Raw genomic sequence first — 13,482 nt, 5'->3', positions numbered from 1 at the left:
TTGTAGTTACGCCTTTTTTATTTGTAATCAAGTGATAATGGGAATTGTATTAGTGTTTTTTATGTGCCTATCATATATATGCTTTTACTGGGAGTATCGAAAAAAGGGTAGTTTATTTATTTCGTTTATACGAGGAAATAATATAAAAAAAGTCGAATATTAAACTGATACGAAATAATAAAAAGAAGGTACACATATGGATAGGAAATTAGGAATGTTTTTAAATACGAAACATATTGAAGTAAACGAAGGAATAAAGAAGGCGAGAGAATGGGGGTTAGAATATATTCAATTATATGCTATGAATTCGACTTTCAACTTAGCTAACATTTCAAAGGTACAATGGAACACATTAAAAGAAAACTTATCTTTTAATGAGATTCAAGTCCCGTCATTAGCAATTAGCTTCGGAGAAAATGGAATGATAGGAACTGAAGCTGGATGTGCAATAGAGAGTCTTAAATATATTACTGATAAAGGGTTAAGGTTAGGAGCTAACATAGTAACTGCCCATATTGGGAAAATCCCTGATGATGAAAATAGTGAGTACTATGATAAAATGATACGTGTTTGTAATGAAATAGGAGACTTAGCGTTCAGATTTGGAGGATTTTTCGCTATTGAGACAGGATCTGAAAAAGCGATAGTGTTAAAGCGATTTATAGAAAATATAAATTCAAAAGGATTAGCGGTTAACTTTGACCCAGCAAATTTAATTAGTGATGTAAATGAAAATCCGGTAGAAGGTTTATTGCTATTAAAAGATTATATAGTACAAACTCATATTAAAGATTGTACAAAAGTGAAAAGCGATAGTTCAAGTAAGTATATTGAAGTAGCAGTAGGAAATGGTGAAGTGGATTTCGATATATTCTTCAAGGTATTAGATGAAATTGGATTCAATGGATATAACATGATTGAAAGAAATGATTATTTTGATGAACTGGATGGGATGAGTCAGTCGATAAATTTTGCAAAGAAGTACATACCAACTCAAAAGGAATAACGATAGTATTTGTAGAAAGCTACATAGAATATAAAAACCATTAGGGGGAAATGCAATGATCCATAAAGTAGGACAAATTATGTTATATGTAAATAATCAAGATGAGGCAGTAAATTTTTGGACGGAAAAGGTAGGATTTCATGTAGTTGCAGAGGAAGATAATAAACAAGGAATGAGATGGATTGAAATCGCTCCAACTAACGGTGCTGAAACGAGCATTATATTACATAATAAAGAAGTTATCTCTAAGATGAGCCCAGAATTGAATCTTGGTACACCGTCTTTAATGTTCTTCTCAGAAAATCTTGATCAATTATATGCAGATTTAAAAAATAAAAATGTTACTGTTGGCGAAATGGTAACTATGCCTTCTGGTAAAGTATTTAACTTTGCTGATAGTGAAGGGAATTATTTTGCGGTTATGGAAAAGAACCGATAATAATATTGTTATGTGAAAATCCCCCCTCAAATATATTGAGGGGGATTACATATTTGAAGTGGATTTTTCATTAGAGAGTTGATTAATATAAAATACGCCTTTTTCAATAGCTGTCTCAATATAACCAATGATTTGATTAAACGTAAACACCTGTAAGTCTTCATGCAAATGTTGCTTTGGATACAACATATCTTCAAAAAGATATTTTCGAAATTCTAAAACATTTTCTTTAGAAACCTCTTCAATATCGACAATGTGAGCATTTTGATTGAGAAGCGAGAAGAGCTGTTGTTCTTTATCGTAATGATGAAGCAACTTTGCATTTAACAATTTAAAATCGTTATAGTACATAGGTGCGATCGTCTCGTCATTTTCTATTCTATTTTTTAGCCAAGGAAGAAAAAAGCCGCTTAGCCAATTATCATCAGCAATGAGGTGAGTGTAATAGCCTAAGAGAAAAGGGGAATCCATTTGAGCTTTATATTTTTGAAAAAAAGAATTAAAAGCTATCCTTCTCGTATAATTTTTCGTTGTGCCAGCGTAAAAGTGTGAAGTTCCTTTTTCTTCTGCTGAATGAACCGCATCAGGTGCTACACCTCCGAGTATGAAAGAAGTTCTATCTTGAATACATAGTTTTTCGGCAATACCGTTAGCGATAATAGCATGCATAATTCGTGATCCCATGAATGACACCTCGGTTTCAAGTATTCATTTCAGGAAGAGGACTGAACAGTTAGTATTACTTTCCCTGTACTTTTTCTACTTTCGACCCATTCATGTGCTTTCCCTGCATCTTGGAGTGGAAAAGATTTTGTAGCCTTCATTTGCAAACGTCCGTCACGCAAATAACGGAATACTTCATTTGCAGTTTCTTGGAGTAGTTCAGGACGTTTTTTTCGTGTAGTTCCAAAGCTAAAACCGAGTATAGAACGGCAACTTGCATGTAAATCTTTCGTTTGAAAATTGCCAATTTCACCACTAGTATTACCGAAATGAACGAGGCGGCCGTAATAAGCAAGACATTTTAAACTTCTTTCCGAAACAGTTCCAGAAATAGAATCTAAAATTACATCAACCCCTTCACCGTTTGTCAGCTCATTGACTTTCTCTACAAAATCTTCATTCTGATGACAAATTACATAATCAGCTCCAGCATATAAAGGAATTTCTTTTTTTGCTTCACTTCCGACAGTACCGATAACTTTTCCAGCCCCTAATAGTTTTGCAAGTTGAATAGCTGTAGTACCAATTCCACCAGCAGCCGCATGAATGAGTACTGATTCACCTTGTTGAAGCTTTGCAACATTTGCGAGTAAATTGTAGCTTGTAAAAGATACAATCGGACAAGCAGCTGCAGTTTGAAAGTCGACTTCATCAGGTAAAACGAAAGTAAGATTTTCATTTGAAACAACGTATTCTGCGTAAGATCCATTTTGAGGAAAAGCAATGACACGTTGTCCAGGGTTTATATTTTTCACATGAGAGCCGACACGTTCTACTATACCAGCGACATCTATCCCTGGAATAAAAGGTAGTACTTTATTTCCTTTTTTGCCATAACGTGATTTAATATCAGCGAAATTTATACTTGTAGCAACAACGCGAATTAAAACTTGATTTTCTGAAATAACCGGCATATCCACATCTGTATATTTCATCACTTCAGGACCACCGAACGATGTTACAATGATGGCTTTCATTATTTATCCCCCTAAATTTGACTATATAAATCATTTTAAATCTTTATCAGGAATTGGAAAATTATATAATAGTTATGCAAGGTTATAAGTGAAGCTTATGAACGTATTGAATCATTATATTAATTTATATAAAAAACTTTTGAAAAAATCGAACGAAATATAGATTACTTGCCAATATAAAGTGTAAGACAAAGGAGGGGTGGTATATGAAGGATGAAACAGTGTATACAGATTTGATCCAATTAACTTTATCAGGAAATAAAGAAGCGTATAGTGAATTATATGATGTAACGATTCACGAAGTATATAAGACAGCACATTTTTTAATAGATGATAAAGCGGATGTAGATGATGTCGTTCAAGAAATATACATACAGCTATATGAATCACTTCGTAAGTATGATAGCGAGAAGCCATTTCGTCCTTGGCTAATTGGACTTGTAATTAAACAAATTCACTCTTATAGAAGAAAGAGGTGGATGCGACTACGAATTATAAAAAAAGCAGAAGAGCAAAGAAAACCGGTACAAAGTGATTTTTCTAACGATGTTGTAAGTAAAATATCAAATCGAAAACTAATCGAACTTATTCATAAATTACCGTATAAATTGAAACAAGTTATTATTTTAAGGTACTTGCACGACTACTCACAAGAAGAAGTAGCAGAAATATTACATATTCCAATTGGTACTGTTAAATCTAGAATTCATTCGTCTTTAAAGAAACTACGTCAAAAAGAGCAAGTAGAAGAAATCTTTTTAGGAGAGGTAGGGAATGTGAAATGAGTTTAGATTGTAGAGTTCGAGAATCTATACAAGAAGAAGCGAAGGGGATTGTTGCGCCGCCGGAGTTGAAAGAAAAAGTAATCGTTCAAATAAAAATGAAGCGTGGGGGAAGTAAGAAGAAGAAACGCCTTATCGCAGGAGTACTTGCAGCGGCGTTTTTAATCCCAACAACTGGTTTTGCATATCAATCTATTATGGCAGATGGTATATACGGGTCTTTTGAAAACTTAAAAAACATGCTGGAACGATGACATTAGAGGCGTACATGCGTTTTAGTGCAAAGCTATCAAAAGCGAAAGATGAAATGAGTACAAAAGAATATGAAGTGTTTACAAAAGAACTAAAGAAATTAACGAATGCAAAGCTTGCGTACGGAGATTCGAATGGCAATATTGATTATGATGCATTATCGCCAGCAAAAAGAGAAGAAATGAAAAAGGTAAGTATGGGCCTTCAACCATACTTTGATAAATTAAATGGTCATAAATCAAGTAGAGAAGTATTAACGCAAGAAGAGTTTGATCGCTATATGGAAGCTTTAATGACACATGAAATCGTACGAGTGAAGACAAAATCAACCGGTGCAATAAAAGTAGAAGAAATACCTGAGGCGTACAAAGAAAGGTTTATTAAAGCGGAGCAGTTTATGGAGTATGTAGACGAAAAGGTAAGATAAGTTAGAAAGCTCATAGCTTTTGCTTTGAGCTTTCTTTATTGAAACGTAATTTGACTTAGTACGTGATCCCCTTTAGTTTAATATAAATTTCCTTTTCTCATGTGTAGCGACTTTTACAAGTAATATTGCATTTATAAATAAACCGCCGAAACCAATGATATTTAAGCATAGGTCATTAATTATATTTTTTCATATTTGCAGTGTCTTTTTGTATAAAGGAATCTAACAGTGAATAACCAGCTATTAAACTAATTATCGTAACAAAAGTTGTATTTATAAGAATAATATTAGCTAAATAAGGTAAGTACGAACCAACTGGTGAAAAGAGTAGAGCTGGAGAAAAGGAAATGAATAGCGTAGGCAACGTAATAGCAATAAATTTATCCGTTTGAAAGCTCCAGTTTTGTTTACTCGTTTCGCGATTAATAGATTGAAGGAATCGTAATAAAATGCCAACTATAAGAGGGAAGAGTGTAAAGTAGAATAATCTTGGATAAACGTTAAAGTTCACTTGCGCGTCTGTATCTAAATAAAATTGAATTTTTACTCCGACAAATAATAATAAGACGACAAATAATGTGAAGCAGAGGTATAGCATCACTTTTTGCATTACATTCCACCATCCTTTACTCAAAATATATTCAAAAAAAAAAGAGATATACAATAACTACTGTTGTATATCTCTTCTTTTACTGTTAGCTAATAGGGGGATTAGTTTTTTCTAACTTCGTGAAATAATCAATAATGCCCATTGCGCTAATTTCTATATCTAGATGTAAAATGTTATAAACGGAATGATCTGATGGAACGTTTAACTTTGTAAGGTGAGAAGAGATTTTATCCATTAATATAGTTTGCAAAGCTTTAGTAGCCTCATCGAAATCATTATATTTTTCAAAGACCTCTTTACCAGTATGAACGAAAATAGGTAACCAATGCTCCAGTTGGTTATATACTTCTGTAACATTGGATGATGCGCCGTAATGGCCGAAATAAATAGTATCTACATTCATACTTTGAATATGATTTTTAGAAGCAATCATCGCATCTGGTTGGAATTGTGAAGGGGACGTTGATGGTAGATACAGTTCTACACCAAGGTCTGCAAGTTCTCTATAATAAATTCCAATTGTATCGCCAGTGAAAATACCGTTTGTTAATGAATCGTGAATGCTAATATGGTGCTTAGCATGTCCTGGTGTATCGTAAAATGTAAGTGTACGGTTTTCTGCAATTTTTAATGTATCACCATGTTGTACAATACGAACACGTTCTTCTTCTATAGGAAGAATTGGATCAAAAAGTTTATCGAAATCTTCTTTGTACACAGCTTTTGCACCTAAAATGAGTTTTGTTGGGTCAATCATATGACGAGCACCGCGAGAATGCACATATAAAGTAGCATTTGGGCATTTTTCCATCATTAAACCAGCAGCACCGGCGTGATCTAAATGAACATGTGTAACGATAATGTTTTTAACTTCGTTTAAATCAATATGTAATTGTTGTAAGCCGTCTAAAATATACGGAAGAGAAGGGGCTGCACAAGTTTCAATTAAAGTAATATCATCACCTAATAAAACGTACGTACCAGTTCGTTCATTATGTTGTAAATCAAAATCATCAATCAGATATAGGTGAGAAGATAATTGTTCTACTTTTTTCATCTTTACCACTCCTTGTATACGGTATGTAACTATTATACGCTAAAAATACAAAAAGGCAGAAAACGAAAGTTTCGTCTTCTGCCTTTTTGTAATGTTCTTATTGTCTTTGTTGTTTATTAATAGACATAACGAATAGTCCAACAATGCCGCCAACTAATGGAAGCATAATCTCTCCCGCTAAATTAAAGTAGGAGCTTAAAAATAAACCATTTACATCGATTACCCAGCCAATCACATACAATAACATCATATATAGTACGAAATAAAACTCGCGATTTGAAATCGTTTCATGTTGTGCAGTTTTCATATTGAACACCATCCTTTTCTATAATAATAGAATATAAACTGTCACATTTTGTTCACAATTTAATTGTAAAACTTTCCATCATAAAAGTCTAGTAGATTGTGTCGAATTTTTAAACATAAATAAAGCGCTATCATTTTAACGTGTAAATACGTAATAAGAGCCGTATATTCACGAATGTAGTATAGTATAAACATAGAATGATAGTGAAGAGAGGGGTAAGGACAATGACAATTTATGATTTTTCAGCTAAAACAATTACAGGTGAAGAAAAATCGTTAAAAGATTACGAAGGAAAAGCACTTCTTATTGTAAATGTAGCTAGTAAATGCGGGTTTACACCGCAATATAAAGGATTACAAGAAGTATATGATAAATATAAAGAACAAGGGCTAGAAATACTCGGTTTCCCTTGTAACCAATTCGGAGGGCAAGAACCAGGAACAGAAGCAGATATTACTAGTTTTTGTGAATTAAACTACGGTGTAAACTTCCCAATGTTTGCAAAAATTGATGTAAAAGGTGATAAGGCTCATCCTCTGTATACATACATGACAGAACAAGCACCAGGTTTACTCGGTATGAAAGCAGTAAAATGGAACTTTACAAAATTTCTAATTGGAAAAGACGGAAAAGTAGTAGGGCGTTTTGCACCGCAAACGAAGCCGGTGGATTTAGAGGTTGAGATTGAGAAGGTACTTGGCGAATAACTAGGAGTTTCACTTTATTAAAAAATGCCTCAAAGAACTATTTTGTTCTTTGAGGCATTTTATTTACATTCACATTGTCAATATTAAATCGCTGAATGGAAGTCATTTGATTTAGGTGGAGAAGCAGCTTTTTTCATAAGCACTTCGCATAAGTGTACGGATTTTTTCCATTCTGCTGCGGCTTGTCCTTTTTGATATATAGCATTCTCATAACTGAAAGTAAGTTGTTGCATATCGGCCGAGTTGTAAAGTGTATCAACATGGAGAGCATATTCTCGGAATGTTTGACTCTCATCTCGTCGTATACCAATTCGCGCAAATTGTTTTAGGAGTGAATCGTAAGCTTTTGTATAAACGGCATCATCTTTTCGATATTTATAGAAATGAATGATAAAAAACGTAATCCATTTCATTCTAGTGATGAATAGAATGTATCCTATAATACTAATCGGTATCGTAGAGAGGAATACGTACCACCAAGAAAATCCATTTTTAGAATTTGGAATCTTTTTAGTAGAAGCATCTTCTGTATCTTCTATTAAACTTTTGAGCTTTGCTTCATTGTTTCGTTGTTGTATGGGTTCGTTATTAGAATTATATACTTCGTTATTTTGTAAAGTAGGAGCAGGAGTATTATTTGTGAAATTATAGGGATTCGTAAATCCTTTTGTCGGTTCGAATGGAATCCATCCATATCCAGGGAAATATACTTCGACCCAAGAGTGTGCGTTATCGTTCGCGACTTTATAAACATCCTCACCTTCCGCACCCACCAACGTATTATCAAGTGTTCCTTCTGTATAACCTTTTACCCAACGAGCTGGAATCCCGGCAGAACGAAGTAAAACAATCATAGACGTCGAAAAATTATTACAGTAGCCGCTTTTTGTATCGAAAAGAAATTGATCTACATAATCTTGGTGTTTGGTAGGGAATGAGACATTCGTTGTTTCATATACAAAAGAATGGTCAGTAAAGTAGTTTTCAATAGCTAATACTTTATCATATCGGTTGTTTTTATCATTTGTTAGATTAACAGCTAAGTCTCTTACTCGCTGCGGTAATGATTCGGGAAGTTGCGTGTACTTTGTCATGAAATAAGGATTTGTTTCTTGACCTTCATTCGTTTTTACAGCTTTCAAGTTTTCTATGGAAAACTCCGGGACCTCATATGTTACTTTATATGAATGTAAAGTAGTGGAAGAGTCTGCGTCCATCGTATAGATTTTTTCTGAAAATGGGTCAACGCTGTATGATACATCGGAAGAAGCCTCAACTGATACTAAACCTGCTGGATAGGTAAGGTGCGGATAACTTTTTTGCATGGTGATTGTTGCCGTAGTTGTCTCTGTTTTTGTATTTTGTTCGTACCAACTCACGACGTCGTTTTTATTTTTAAAAGTAACCTTCTTTTGATTTTCAGAAACTTCCCAACCTTTTCCGGTATAAAAATCTTTCGTTTCTACTCTCCAATATTGTTTGTTTTGCGTTTGTGCTGTGAAAACAATTGTAGGATCTGCCGTAAAAGGACCGCCTAATTTTGAGTCATCAAGACCATATCCAATTTTAGAAACTTCTTGTTTTTTACTTGATTCGGATATGTTGAATTTTAAAAAATCCATTGGGTTTGGCCATTGAGGGCCAAATTTTGGCGCAAAGTATGCGATGGTTGCTGACAATACAATAAATATTGTAAGAGGTTTAAGTAGTTTTGAGATTTCTCTAGCATAATTTTGTAAGTGCTCACTCTCTTTTATACGTTCTATGCGAAGAAGACTCAGCATAAAAAAGCCGGTGACAACGGTACGAATAATAGCGTAGTTTGCATTGTATACATGTAAGTTATGAAAAGCGGTGATATAAATAATAGTCAATATAAGAAATAACAATCCACGCTTTTTATGAATCATCCAAAAAGAGATGAAAGCACTCAAAAACCAAAATGATAAAAAAAATAAAAGTGTAGGAAAAACAGGAGAAATATCTAGTAAATTCCCCTGAAATAACAGGGAGGAATTTCGAGAAATATCAGTAAAAAATTTTGTTAGCCAAGTTGGATTAATAAAAGCATTTTTATAATACAGGAAATGAATGATGAATAAAATCGTCACGATCTTTAGTGGAATTTGCCACCTTATTTGAAAAAAAGAAAGAGTGAAGCAAATTCCTATAAATATTACAAAAATATCTAATCTACCTACGTTTGTAATACCTATAAGGGGTCGTATCCATTCTAGTAAAAGTAGAAATGCGCATGCATGCATGAAGAATCTGCTCATATCCCATTTGTATTTTGTTTGTAATGTTGTCATTTGCTCACCTCAAAAAACACATTTGTATATCGGTTTTCATAAACCACATTTACAAATATTTTTCGTTTTTGTAGAGTTTCTAAAATACTTAGTTCTCGATGTGAGAGTTGATTCGGTTTTTCTTTTACAATAAAAACTAGTAATTTTCTATTTTGTATAGTGGCATAGTCAGCTGCCTTTTGAATATCGGGAGAAAGATCGCTTGTCACGAGTAGTATCGTTACGGGTTCATAAACTTTTCTTAATTCCATTTCTACACTCCGGGAGAGCGGGAATACACTGTCCGCTTGTACTTTCGCTAAATGACAAAAGATTTGCTGCAACTGACTATCTCCATTGTCTAAAGGGAAAAAAGTTCGTTCTTTTCCGACAGACACAAATGACGCTGGTGAATTTTGCTTCAATACAGCCCTGACAATAGAGGCAGTAAATGTGACGACTGATTCGAATAGAGGGGACTCAGTTCTGTCTATGAATATCATAATATTATGGCTACGCTGTTGTTCAAACTCTTTCGTCATAATGTTGTTTGTTCTTGCAGTTGCTTTCCAATCAATCCATGAAAAGCGGTCACCAGGTTTATAGTCTCTCACACCGACAGAAATGGTAGAGTCTTTTGTGAAATTTATATTTGCTGAGAGCGCTCCTTGTTCGAAATGGTTTTCCAATTGCTGATACGTTATATCTACATACTGAGGATAGACTAAAAATGTATCCGGAACTGAAAAAGTTACTTCTTTCTCCATCATACTGAATAGATCACCAGTTTTGACTCGTACGCTTGAAAAAGTGTGCTCTCCTCTAGGGATTGTGTCAATTGCATATTGAAACGAAATATTTCGTTTTAATCCTGGAAAGAGTATTGTTTTATTCATCTTTGTTTGTCTACAACTTGTAAGGTGTGGTGGCAGTTCATCTTCTATAACTAAATAAAGTAAGGGGAAAGGAAATTTTCTTTTTATTGTAATCGTGCTTACAAATCGTTCTCCTGCTACATAATCGTTTTGATTTGTTATTCTTTTTACTTCAGCACCCCGTAAAGCGTAGAAGGGGAATAATAGTGAATAAAGGCCAATAGGAACCATACTGTAAAATAAAAACCAACTTACAAATCCTCCTTGAAGCATAGCGTACACAAATGTTAACACTAGGCATAAAGGGATTAGTAATAACTTCAAAACGTGATATAGTGCTCGTAGCATGCGTTTCATCAAAGGTTCATCTTCCTTTGAGTCGGCACGGTAGTTCGCGCAACGATTTTTGAAATAACTTGTTCCCCTGTTATTCCTTCAAATTTTGCTTCCATTTTTAGAATGAGTCTGTGAGCTAACACGTAAGGAGCTAAAAATTTAACATCGTCTGGAATAACATAATTTCTGCCATGGATGAATGCATAAGCTTGTGAAGCTTTCATTAAAGCAATCGAGCCACGTGGACTTGCACCTAGTTGTATAGAACTATAAGAGCGAGTTTGACTAACAAGCTTTACAATGTAATGCTTGATTGCTTTGTCCATGCTTATTTCCCGTGCGTTTTGTTGCAAATAAAGTAATTCTTCTATTGTAGTAATAGCTTGTAAAAGGGAGAGGGGATTTGTTTTTTCCATCCGGTTTAAAACTTCAAATTCTTCTTCTGGTGAAGGATATCCCATTTTTAGCTTCAATAAGAAACGATCGAGCTGGGCTTCTGGTAAAGGATATGTTCCCTCATATTCGACTGGATTTTGTGTAGCCATTACAAAGAATGGTTTTGGTAACGGTCTTGTCATACCATCTATTGTAATATTGCCTTCTTCCATACTTTCAAGTAAGGCAGATTGTGTTTTGGGAGATGTACGATTAATTTCATCAGCAAGTATAAAATTCCCCATGATTGGTCCAGGCTTGAACTCGAATTGGAGCTCTTTCGGATTGTAAATAGAAACACCTGTTACATCTGACGGTAGTAAATCAGGTGTGAATTGAATTCGCTTGTAATCAGCATCAATAGATTTAGAAAGAGCGCGTACTAACATTGTTTTCCCAACGCCAGGAACATCTTCTAATAGTACATGACCTTCAGCTAAGAGAGCTGTCAAAGCTAAAATCGTTTCTTTTCTTTTTCCGACCATTATTTTTTCAATATTGTTCATTATTTTTTCTATAATGGGATGTAATGAATCAAGTTGGTGCATCGTAATCCTCCTAATGTTATTATCGTTTTCTAATCTATTTAGTGGAAAATAGAACGTACCTCTCTATGTGCGAGTATAAAACTATTACCTTTAATTCTAAGAATATTCAGATTATTTATTCTGATTACATCTAGTATAATTGTTTCAGTAACTAAGGGCAATATGGTAAATAATGATTTCTCTTTTTATGTGAAATATATCTTGATATAGAATAGTATCGTCGGTAAAAGTAGAAGAGGGGAAGGAAAGATTGACCTCAATGAGCAAAATAAATAGCGTAGGAAACCCTACGCGTATAGTTTGGAACATATATTAATACCCCTTGTGAATAAAAAATAAAGTCGACTTCACATGAAGAGACCAGCTATTTAAATTATTACACTCCTTTATTTTGTATCTTTCTTATATTCTTTTCGTTTATTTAACCAAATATGAATTAATTCTACTAATTCCATTGTTTCAATCTCACAATATTCTCCTTTACCATCTTCGGCTAAATTGTCTAATATAGTAGTTGTGTCGTTCTGAATTTCTAAACCGCAAATGTTTCCATTTACTACCACATAATTTTTTTCTCCGTTTAAAATACTATGTATTTCTTCTAAAATCCAATCTCCAAAAGCTGCAACTTCAATTCCTAAAAAAGTTTCAACAAGTTTAATTTCTTTAGGAAGTCTCATAACTAAATCGCCACTGTTAAGCACTTCAAAACTATATGGATATTTCATGACTATTTTCCTCCTTTTACTTCTCTATTAATCTCATAAGCTCTATTAAGGTAATAAATTCTTATACTATCATCACTATTTTCCTACTTAAATTATAGTAAAAGTAGATTATTATTAAACTTATCTATCCAATATTTCTCTGATGTAGGTATGAATTCAGTGAAATCTTCATATGTACCACTCCAATCTTTGGGTACATAGTTTTCGTATGATGCCGGTTCTGGAAACATTGAATATAGTATTTTATTATCAAAGTTAATTAATAAGATTTGACTAAAATCTAATAGATCTTCTCCTGCATTTTTCCTTTTAATATTTTCAAGTAGTAAATAATTTAATTCTTCTTTAGTTGTTTTATATTGATTAATCCTTACTAAAAATACTTCTACATTTTCATGATCTAATACTTTTATTCCATTTCTTTCTTCCGCTTCGTCATTATCTTCAATGCTTATACCTAAATTTTTATATGCATTATCTAATTTATTATAATCTAAAAACCATAGTTCTTTATCTGTTACATACCATCTAAACTCATTTTTATATATGACGGCTACGATAATGTTTTCTGCATAAAGCGGTTCTAATTTCATAATATACTCCTTGTATTATTATCTTAAAATCCTGCCATTCTTGGTGTATTCTTCTATGGATTCAATCTAAGTTGCTGACAATTCATATGGATTTTCTGGCGTTTTTTGTTCAACTATTTTCAGGATAGTTGCCCTTGATATGGTGGATTTAAAGTATTGTATTTTCATTTATTACCTCATCTAACGATTTAGGTATACCAAATTTAACTACTCCCAAATTACTTCCTCTATTATATAAGAAATTTTTTGGAAGCTCATTATTATCTGTACTTCATCTTAAATTTTGATAGAAGCAAGGAAGTAATTTAACAGTCAGTGAAGGATGTGAGCCCTCCACAATGATTAGATTTTCACTTTTTTATATTTTTTCCGGAATTTTTGACAATCTC

14 protein-coding genes and 1 pseudogene are annotated in these 13,482 nt (G+C 33.4%); 5 read left to right on the top strand and 10 right to left on the bottom strand.

What is annotated here, in order from left to right:
• Positions 1-196 precede the first annotated feature (196 nt).
• Together PDQ33_RS14875 and PDQ33_RS14870 are read left to right on the top strand one after the other, a co-directional pair.
• Entirely contained in the window at positions 197-1,006 is an 810-nt protein-coding gene (locus PDQ33_RS14875) for a sugar phosphate isomerase/epimerase family protein (RefSeq protein ID WP_000375197.1), read from the top strand.
• Positions 1,007-1,061: 55 nt separating this feature from the next.
• Complete coding sequence (locus PDQ33_RS14870; RefSeq protein ID WP_000581474.1) at positions 1,062-1,445, top strand: VOC family protein; 384 nt, start codon at positions 1,062-1,064, stop codon at positions 1,443-1,445.
• A 45-nt stretch (positions 1,446-1,490) separates the two neighbouring features.
• On the opposite strand, the gene PDQ33_RS14865 is transcribed toward PDQ33_RS14870, so the two are convergent.
• Together PDQ33_RS14865 and PDQ33_RS14860 are read right to left on the bottom strand one after the other, a co-directional pair.
• Positions 1,491-2,129 carry a zinc dependent phospholipase C family protein gene (locus tag PDQ33_RS14865; protein ID WP_061130727.1) on the bottom strand — a complete coding sequence of 213 codons (639 nt, stop codon included), beginning with the start codon at positions 2,127-2,129 and terminating at the stop codon, positions 1,491-1,493.
• 29 nt (positions 2,130-2,158) lie between these two features.
• Complete coding sequence (locus PDQ33_RS14860) at positions 2,159-3,145, bottom strand: quinone oxidoreductase family protein (RefSeq protein ID WP_270756026.1); 987 nt, start codon at positions 3,143-3,145, stop codon at positions 2,159-2,161.
• 206 nt (positions 3,146-3,351) lie between these two features.
• Here PDQ33_RS14860 and PDQ33_RS14855 point away from each other — a divergent pair, with 206 nt between their 5' ends.
• Both PDQ33_RS14855 and PDQ33_RS14850 read left to right on the top strand, forming a co-directional pair.
• Complete coding sequence (locus PDQ33_RS14855; RefSeq protein WP_061130729.1) at positions 3,352-3,930, top strand: sigma-70 family RNA polymerase sigma factor; 579 nt, start codon at positions 3,352-3,354, stop codon at positions 3,928-3,930.
• Positions 3,927-4,606 (top strand): annotated as a pseudogene (locus PDQ33_RS14850) (DUF3600 domain-containing protein). The gene PDQ33_RS14855 and the pseudogene PDQ33_RS14850 overlap by 4 nt, the downstream one beginning before the upstream one ends.
• A gap of 175 nt (positions 4,607-4,781) precedes the next feature.
• On the opposite strand, the gene PDQ33_RS14845 reads toward PDQ33_RS14850, so the two are convergent.
• From PDQ33_RS14845 to PDQ33_RS14835, 3 genes are all read right to left on the bottom strand, one after another.
• Positions 4,782-5,216: a hypothetical protein gene (locus tag PDQ33_RS14845; RefSeq protein ID WP_001174551.1), complete on the bottom strand. Its 435-nt coding sequence runs from the start codon at positions 5,214-5,216 to the stop codon at positions 4,782-4,784.
• Positions 5,217-5,301: 85 nt separating this feature from the next.
• A complete protein-coding gene (locus PDQ33_RS14840; protein WP_061130730.1) occupies positions 5,302-6,273 on the bottom strand; it encodes an MBL fold metallo-hydrolase in 972 nt (323 codons plus the stop codon).
• Between the two features lie 97 nt (positions 6,274-6,370).
• The gene (locus tag PDQ33_RS14835) at positions 6,371-6,580 is read right to left on the bottom strand and encodes a DUF3925 family protein (protein ID WP_000844978.1); all 210 of its coding nucleotides are present in this window, start codon (positions 6,578-6,580) and stop codon (positions 6,371-6,373) included.
• A 224-nt stretch (positions 6,581-6,804) separates the two neighbouring features.
• Between PDQ33_RS14835 and bsaA the strand changes: the two genes are divergently transcribed.
• Positions 6,805-7,287, top strand: a complete 483-nt coding sequence (gene bsaA / locus PDQ33_RS14830; protein WP_000158181.1) for a glutathione peroxidase — start codon at positions 6,805-6,807, stop codon at positions 7,285-7,287.
• A gap of 83 nt (positions 7,288-7,370) precedes the next feature.
• Here the strand turns inward: bsaA and PDQ33_RS14825 are convergent, their stop codons facing one another.
• The 5 genes from PDQ33_RS14825 to PDQ33_RS14805 all read right to left on the bottom strand — a co-directional run bounded on the left by PDQ33_RS14825 (position 7,371) and on the right by PDQ33_RS14805 (position 13,093).
• Positions 7,371-9,599, bottom strand: coding sequence for a DUF4129 domain-containing transglutaminase family protein (locus PDQ33_RS14825; RefSeq protein WP_270756024.1), 2,229 nt, complete (start codon positions 9,597-9,599; stop codon positions 7,371-7,373).
• Positions 9,596-10,810: a DUF58 domain-containing protein gene (locus PDQ33_RS14820; protein ID WP_270756023.1), complete on the bottom strand. Its 1,215-nt coding sequence runs from the start codon at positions 10,808-10,810 to the stop codon at positions 9,596-9,598. Before PDQ33_RS14820 ends, PDQ33_RS14825 begins: the two co-directional genes overlap by 4 nt.
• Positions 10,810-11,772, bottom strand: coding sequence for an AAA family ATPase (locus tag PDQ33_RS14815; RefSeq protein ID WP_061130733.1), 963 nt, complete (start codon positions 11,770-11,772; stop codon positions 10,810-10,812). Before PDQ33_RS14815 ends, PDQ33_RS14820 begins: the two co-directional genes overlap by 1 nt.
• A 386-nt stretch (positions 11,773-12,158) precedes the next feature.
• Complete coding sequence (locus PDQ33_RS14810) at positions 12,159-12,500, bottom strand: hypothetical protein (RefSeq protein WP_000877034.1); 342 nt, start codon at positions 12,498-12,500, stop codon at positions 12,159-12,161.
• Positions 12,501-12,592: 92 nt separating this feature from the next.
• Positions 12,593-13,093 (bottom strand): hypothetical protein, encoded by a 501-nt coding sequence (locus PDQ33_RS14805; RefSeq protein ID WP_270756021.1) that lies wholly within the window; start codon positions 13,091-13,093, stop codon positions 12,593-12,595.
• Positions 13,094-13,482: the final 389 nt, after the last annotated feature.

The organism is Bacillus cereus group sp. Bc031, assembly GCF_027716265.1.
GTDB lineage: Bacteria > Bacillota > Bacilli > Bacillales > Bacillaceae_G > Bacillus_A > Bacillus_A paranthracis.
This window is presented reverse-complemented; position numbering and strand designations above follow the sequence as displayed.

Bases quoted from the DNA above. Each gene is read 5' to 3' on its own strand.
- PDQ33_RS14815 (WP_061130733.1), bottom strand. From the start codon at position 11,772: ATGCACCAACTTGATTCATTACATCCCATTATAGAAAAAATAATGAAC.
- bsaA (WP_000158181.1), top strand. From the start codon at position 6,805: ATGACAATTTATGATTTTTCAGCTAAAACAATTACAGGTGAAGAAAAA.
- PDQ33_RS14875 (WP_000375197.1), top strand. From the start codon at position 197: ATGGATAGGAAATTAGGAATGTTTTTAAATACGAAACATATTGAAGTA.
- PDQ33_RS14860 (WP_270756026.1), bottom strand. From the start codon at position 3,145: ATGAAAGCCATCATTGTAACATCGTTCGGTGGTCCTGAAGTGATGAAA.
- PDQ33_RS14805 (WP_270756021.1), bottom strand. From the start codon at position 13,093: ATGAAATTAGAACCGCTTTATGCAGAAAACATTATCGTAGCCGTCATA.
- PDQ33_RS14835 (WP_000844978.1), bottom strand. From the start codon at position 6,580: ATGAAAACTGCACAACATGAAACGATTTCAAATCGCGAGTTTTATTTC.
- PDQ33_RS14845 (WP_001174551.1), bottom strand. From the start codon at position 5,216: ATGCAAAAAGTGATGCTATACCTCTGCTTCACATTATTTGTCGTCTTA.
- PDQ33_RS14820 (WP_270756023.1), bottom strand. From the start codon at position 10,810: ATGAAACGCATGCTACGAGCACTATATCACGTTTTGAAGTTATTACTA.
- PDQ33_RS14865 (WP_061130727.1), bottom strand. From the start codon at position 2,129: ATGGGATCACGAATTATGCATGCTATTATCGCTAACGGTATTGCCGAA.
- PDQ33_RS14840 (WP_061130730.1), bottom strand. From the start codon at position 6,273: ATGAAAAAAGTAGAACAATTATCTTCTCACCTATATCTGATTGATGAT.
- PDQ33_RS14870 (WP_000581474.1), top strand. From the start codon at position 1,062: ATGATCCATAAAGTAGGACAAATTATGTTATATGTAAATAATCAAGAT.
- PDQ33_RS14855 (WP_061130729.1), top strand. From the start codon at position 3,352: ATGAAGGATGAAACAGTGTATACAGATTTGATCCAATTAACTTTATCA.
- PDQ33_RS14810 (WP_000877034.1), bottom strand. From the start codon at position 12,500: ATGAAATATCCATATAGTTTTGAAGTGCTTAACAGTGGCGATTTAGTT.
- PDQ33_RS14825 (WP_270756024.1), bottom strand. From the start codon at position 9,599: ATGACAACATTACAAACAAAATACAAATGGGATATGAGCAGATTCTTC.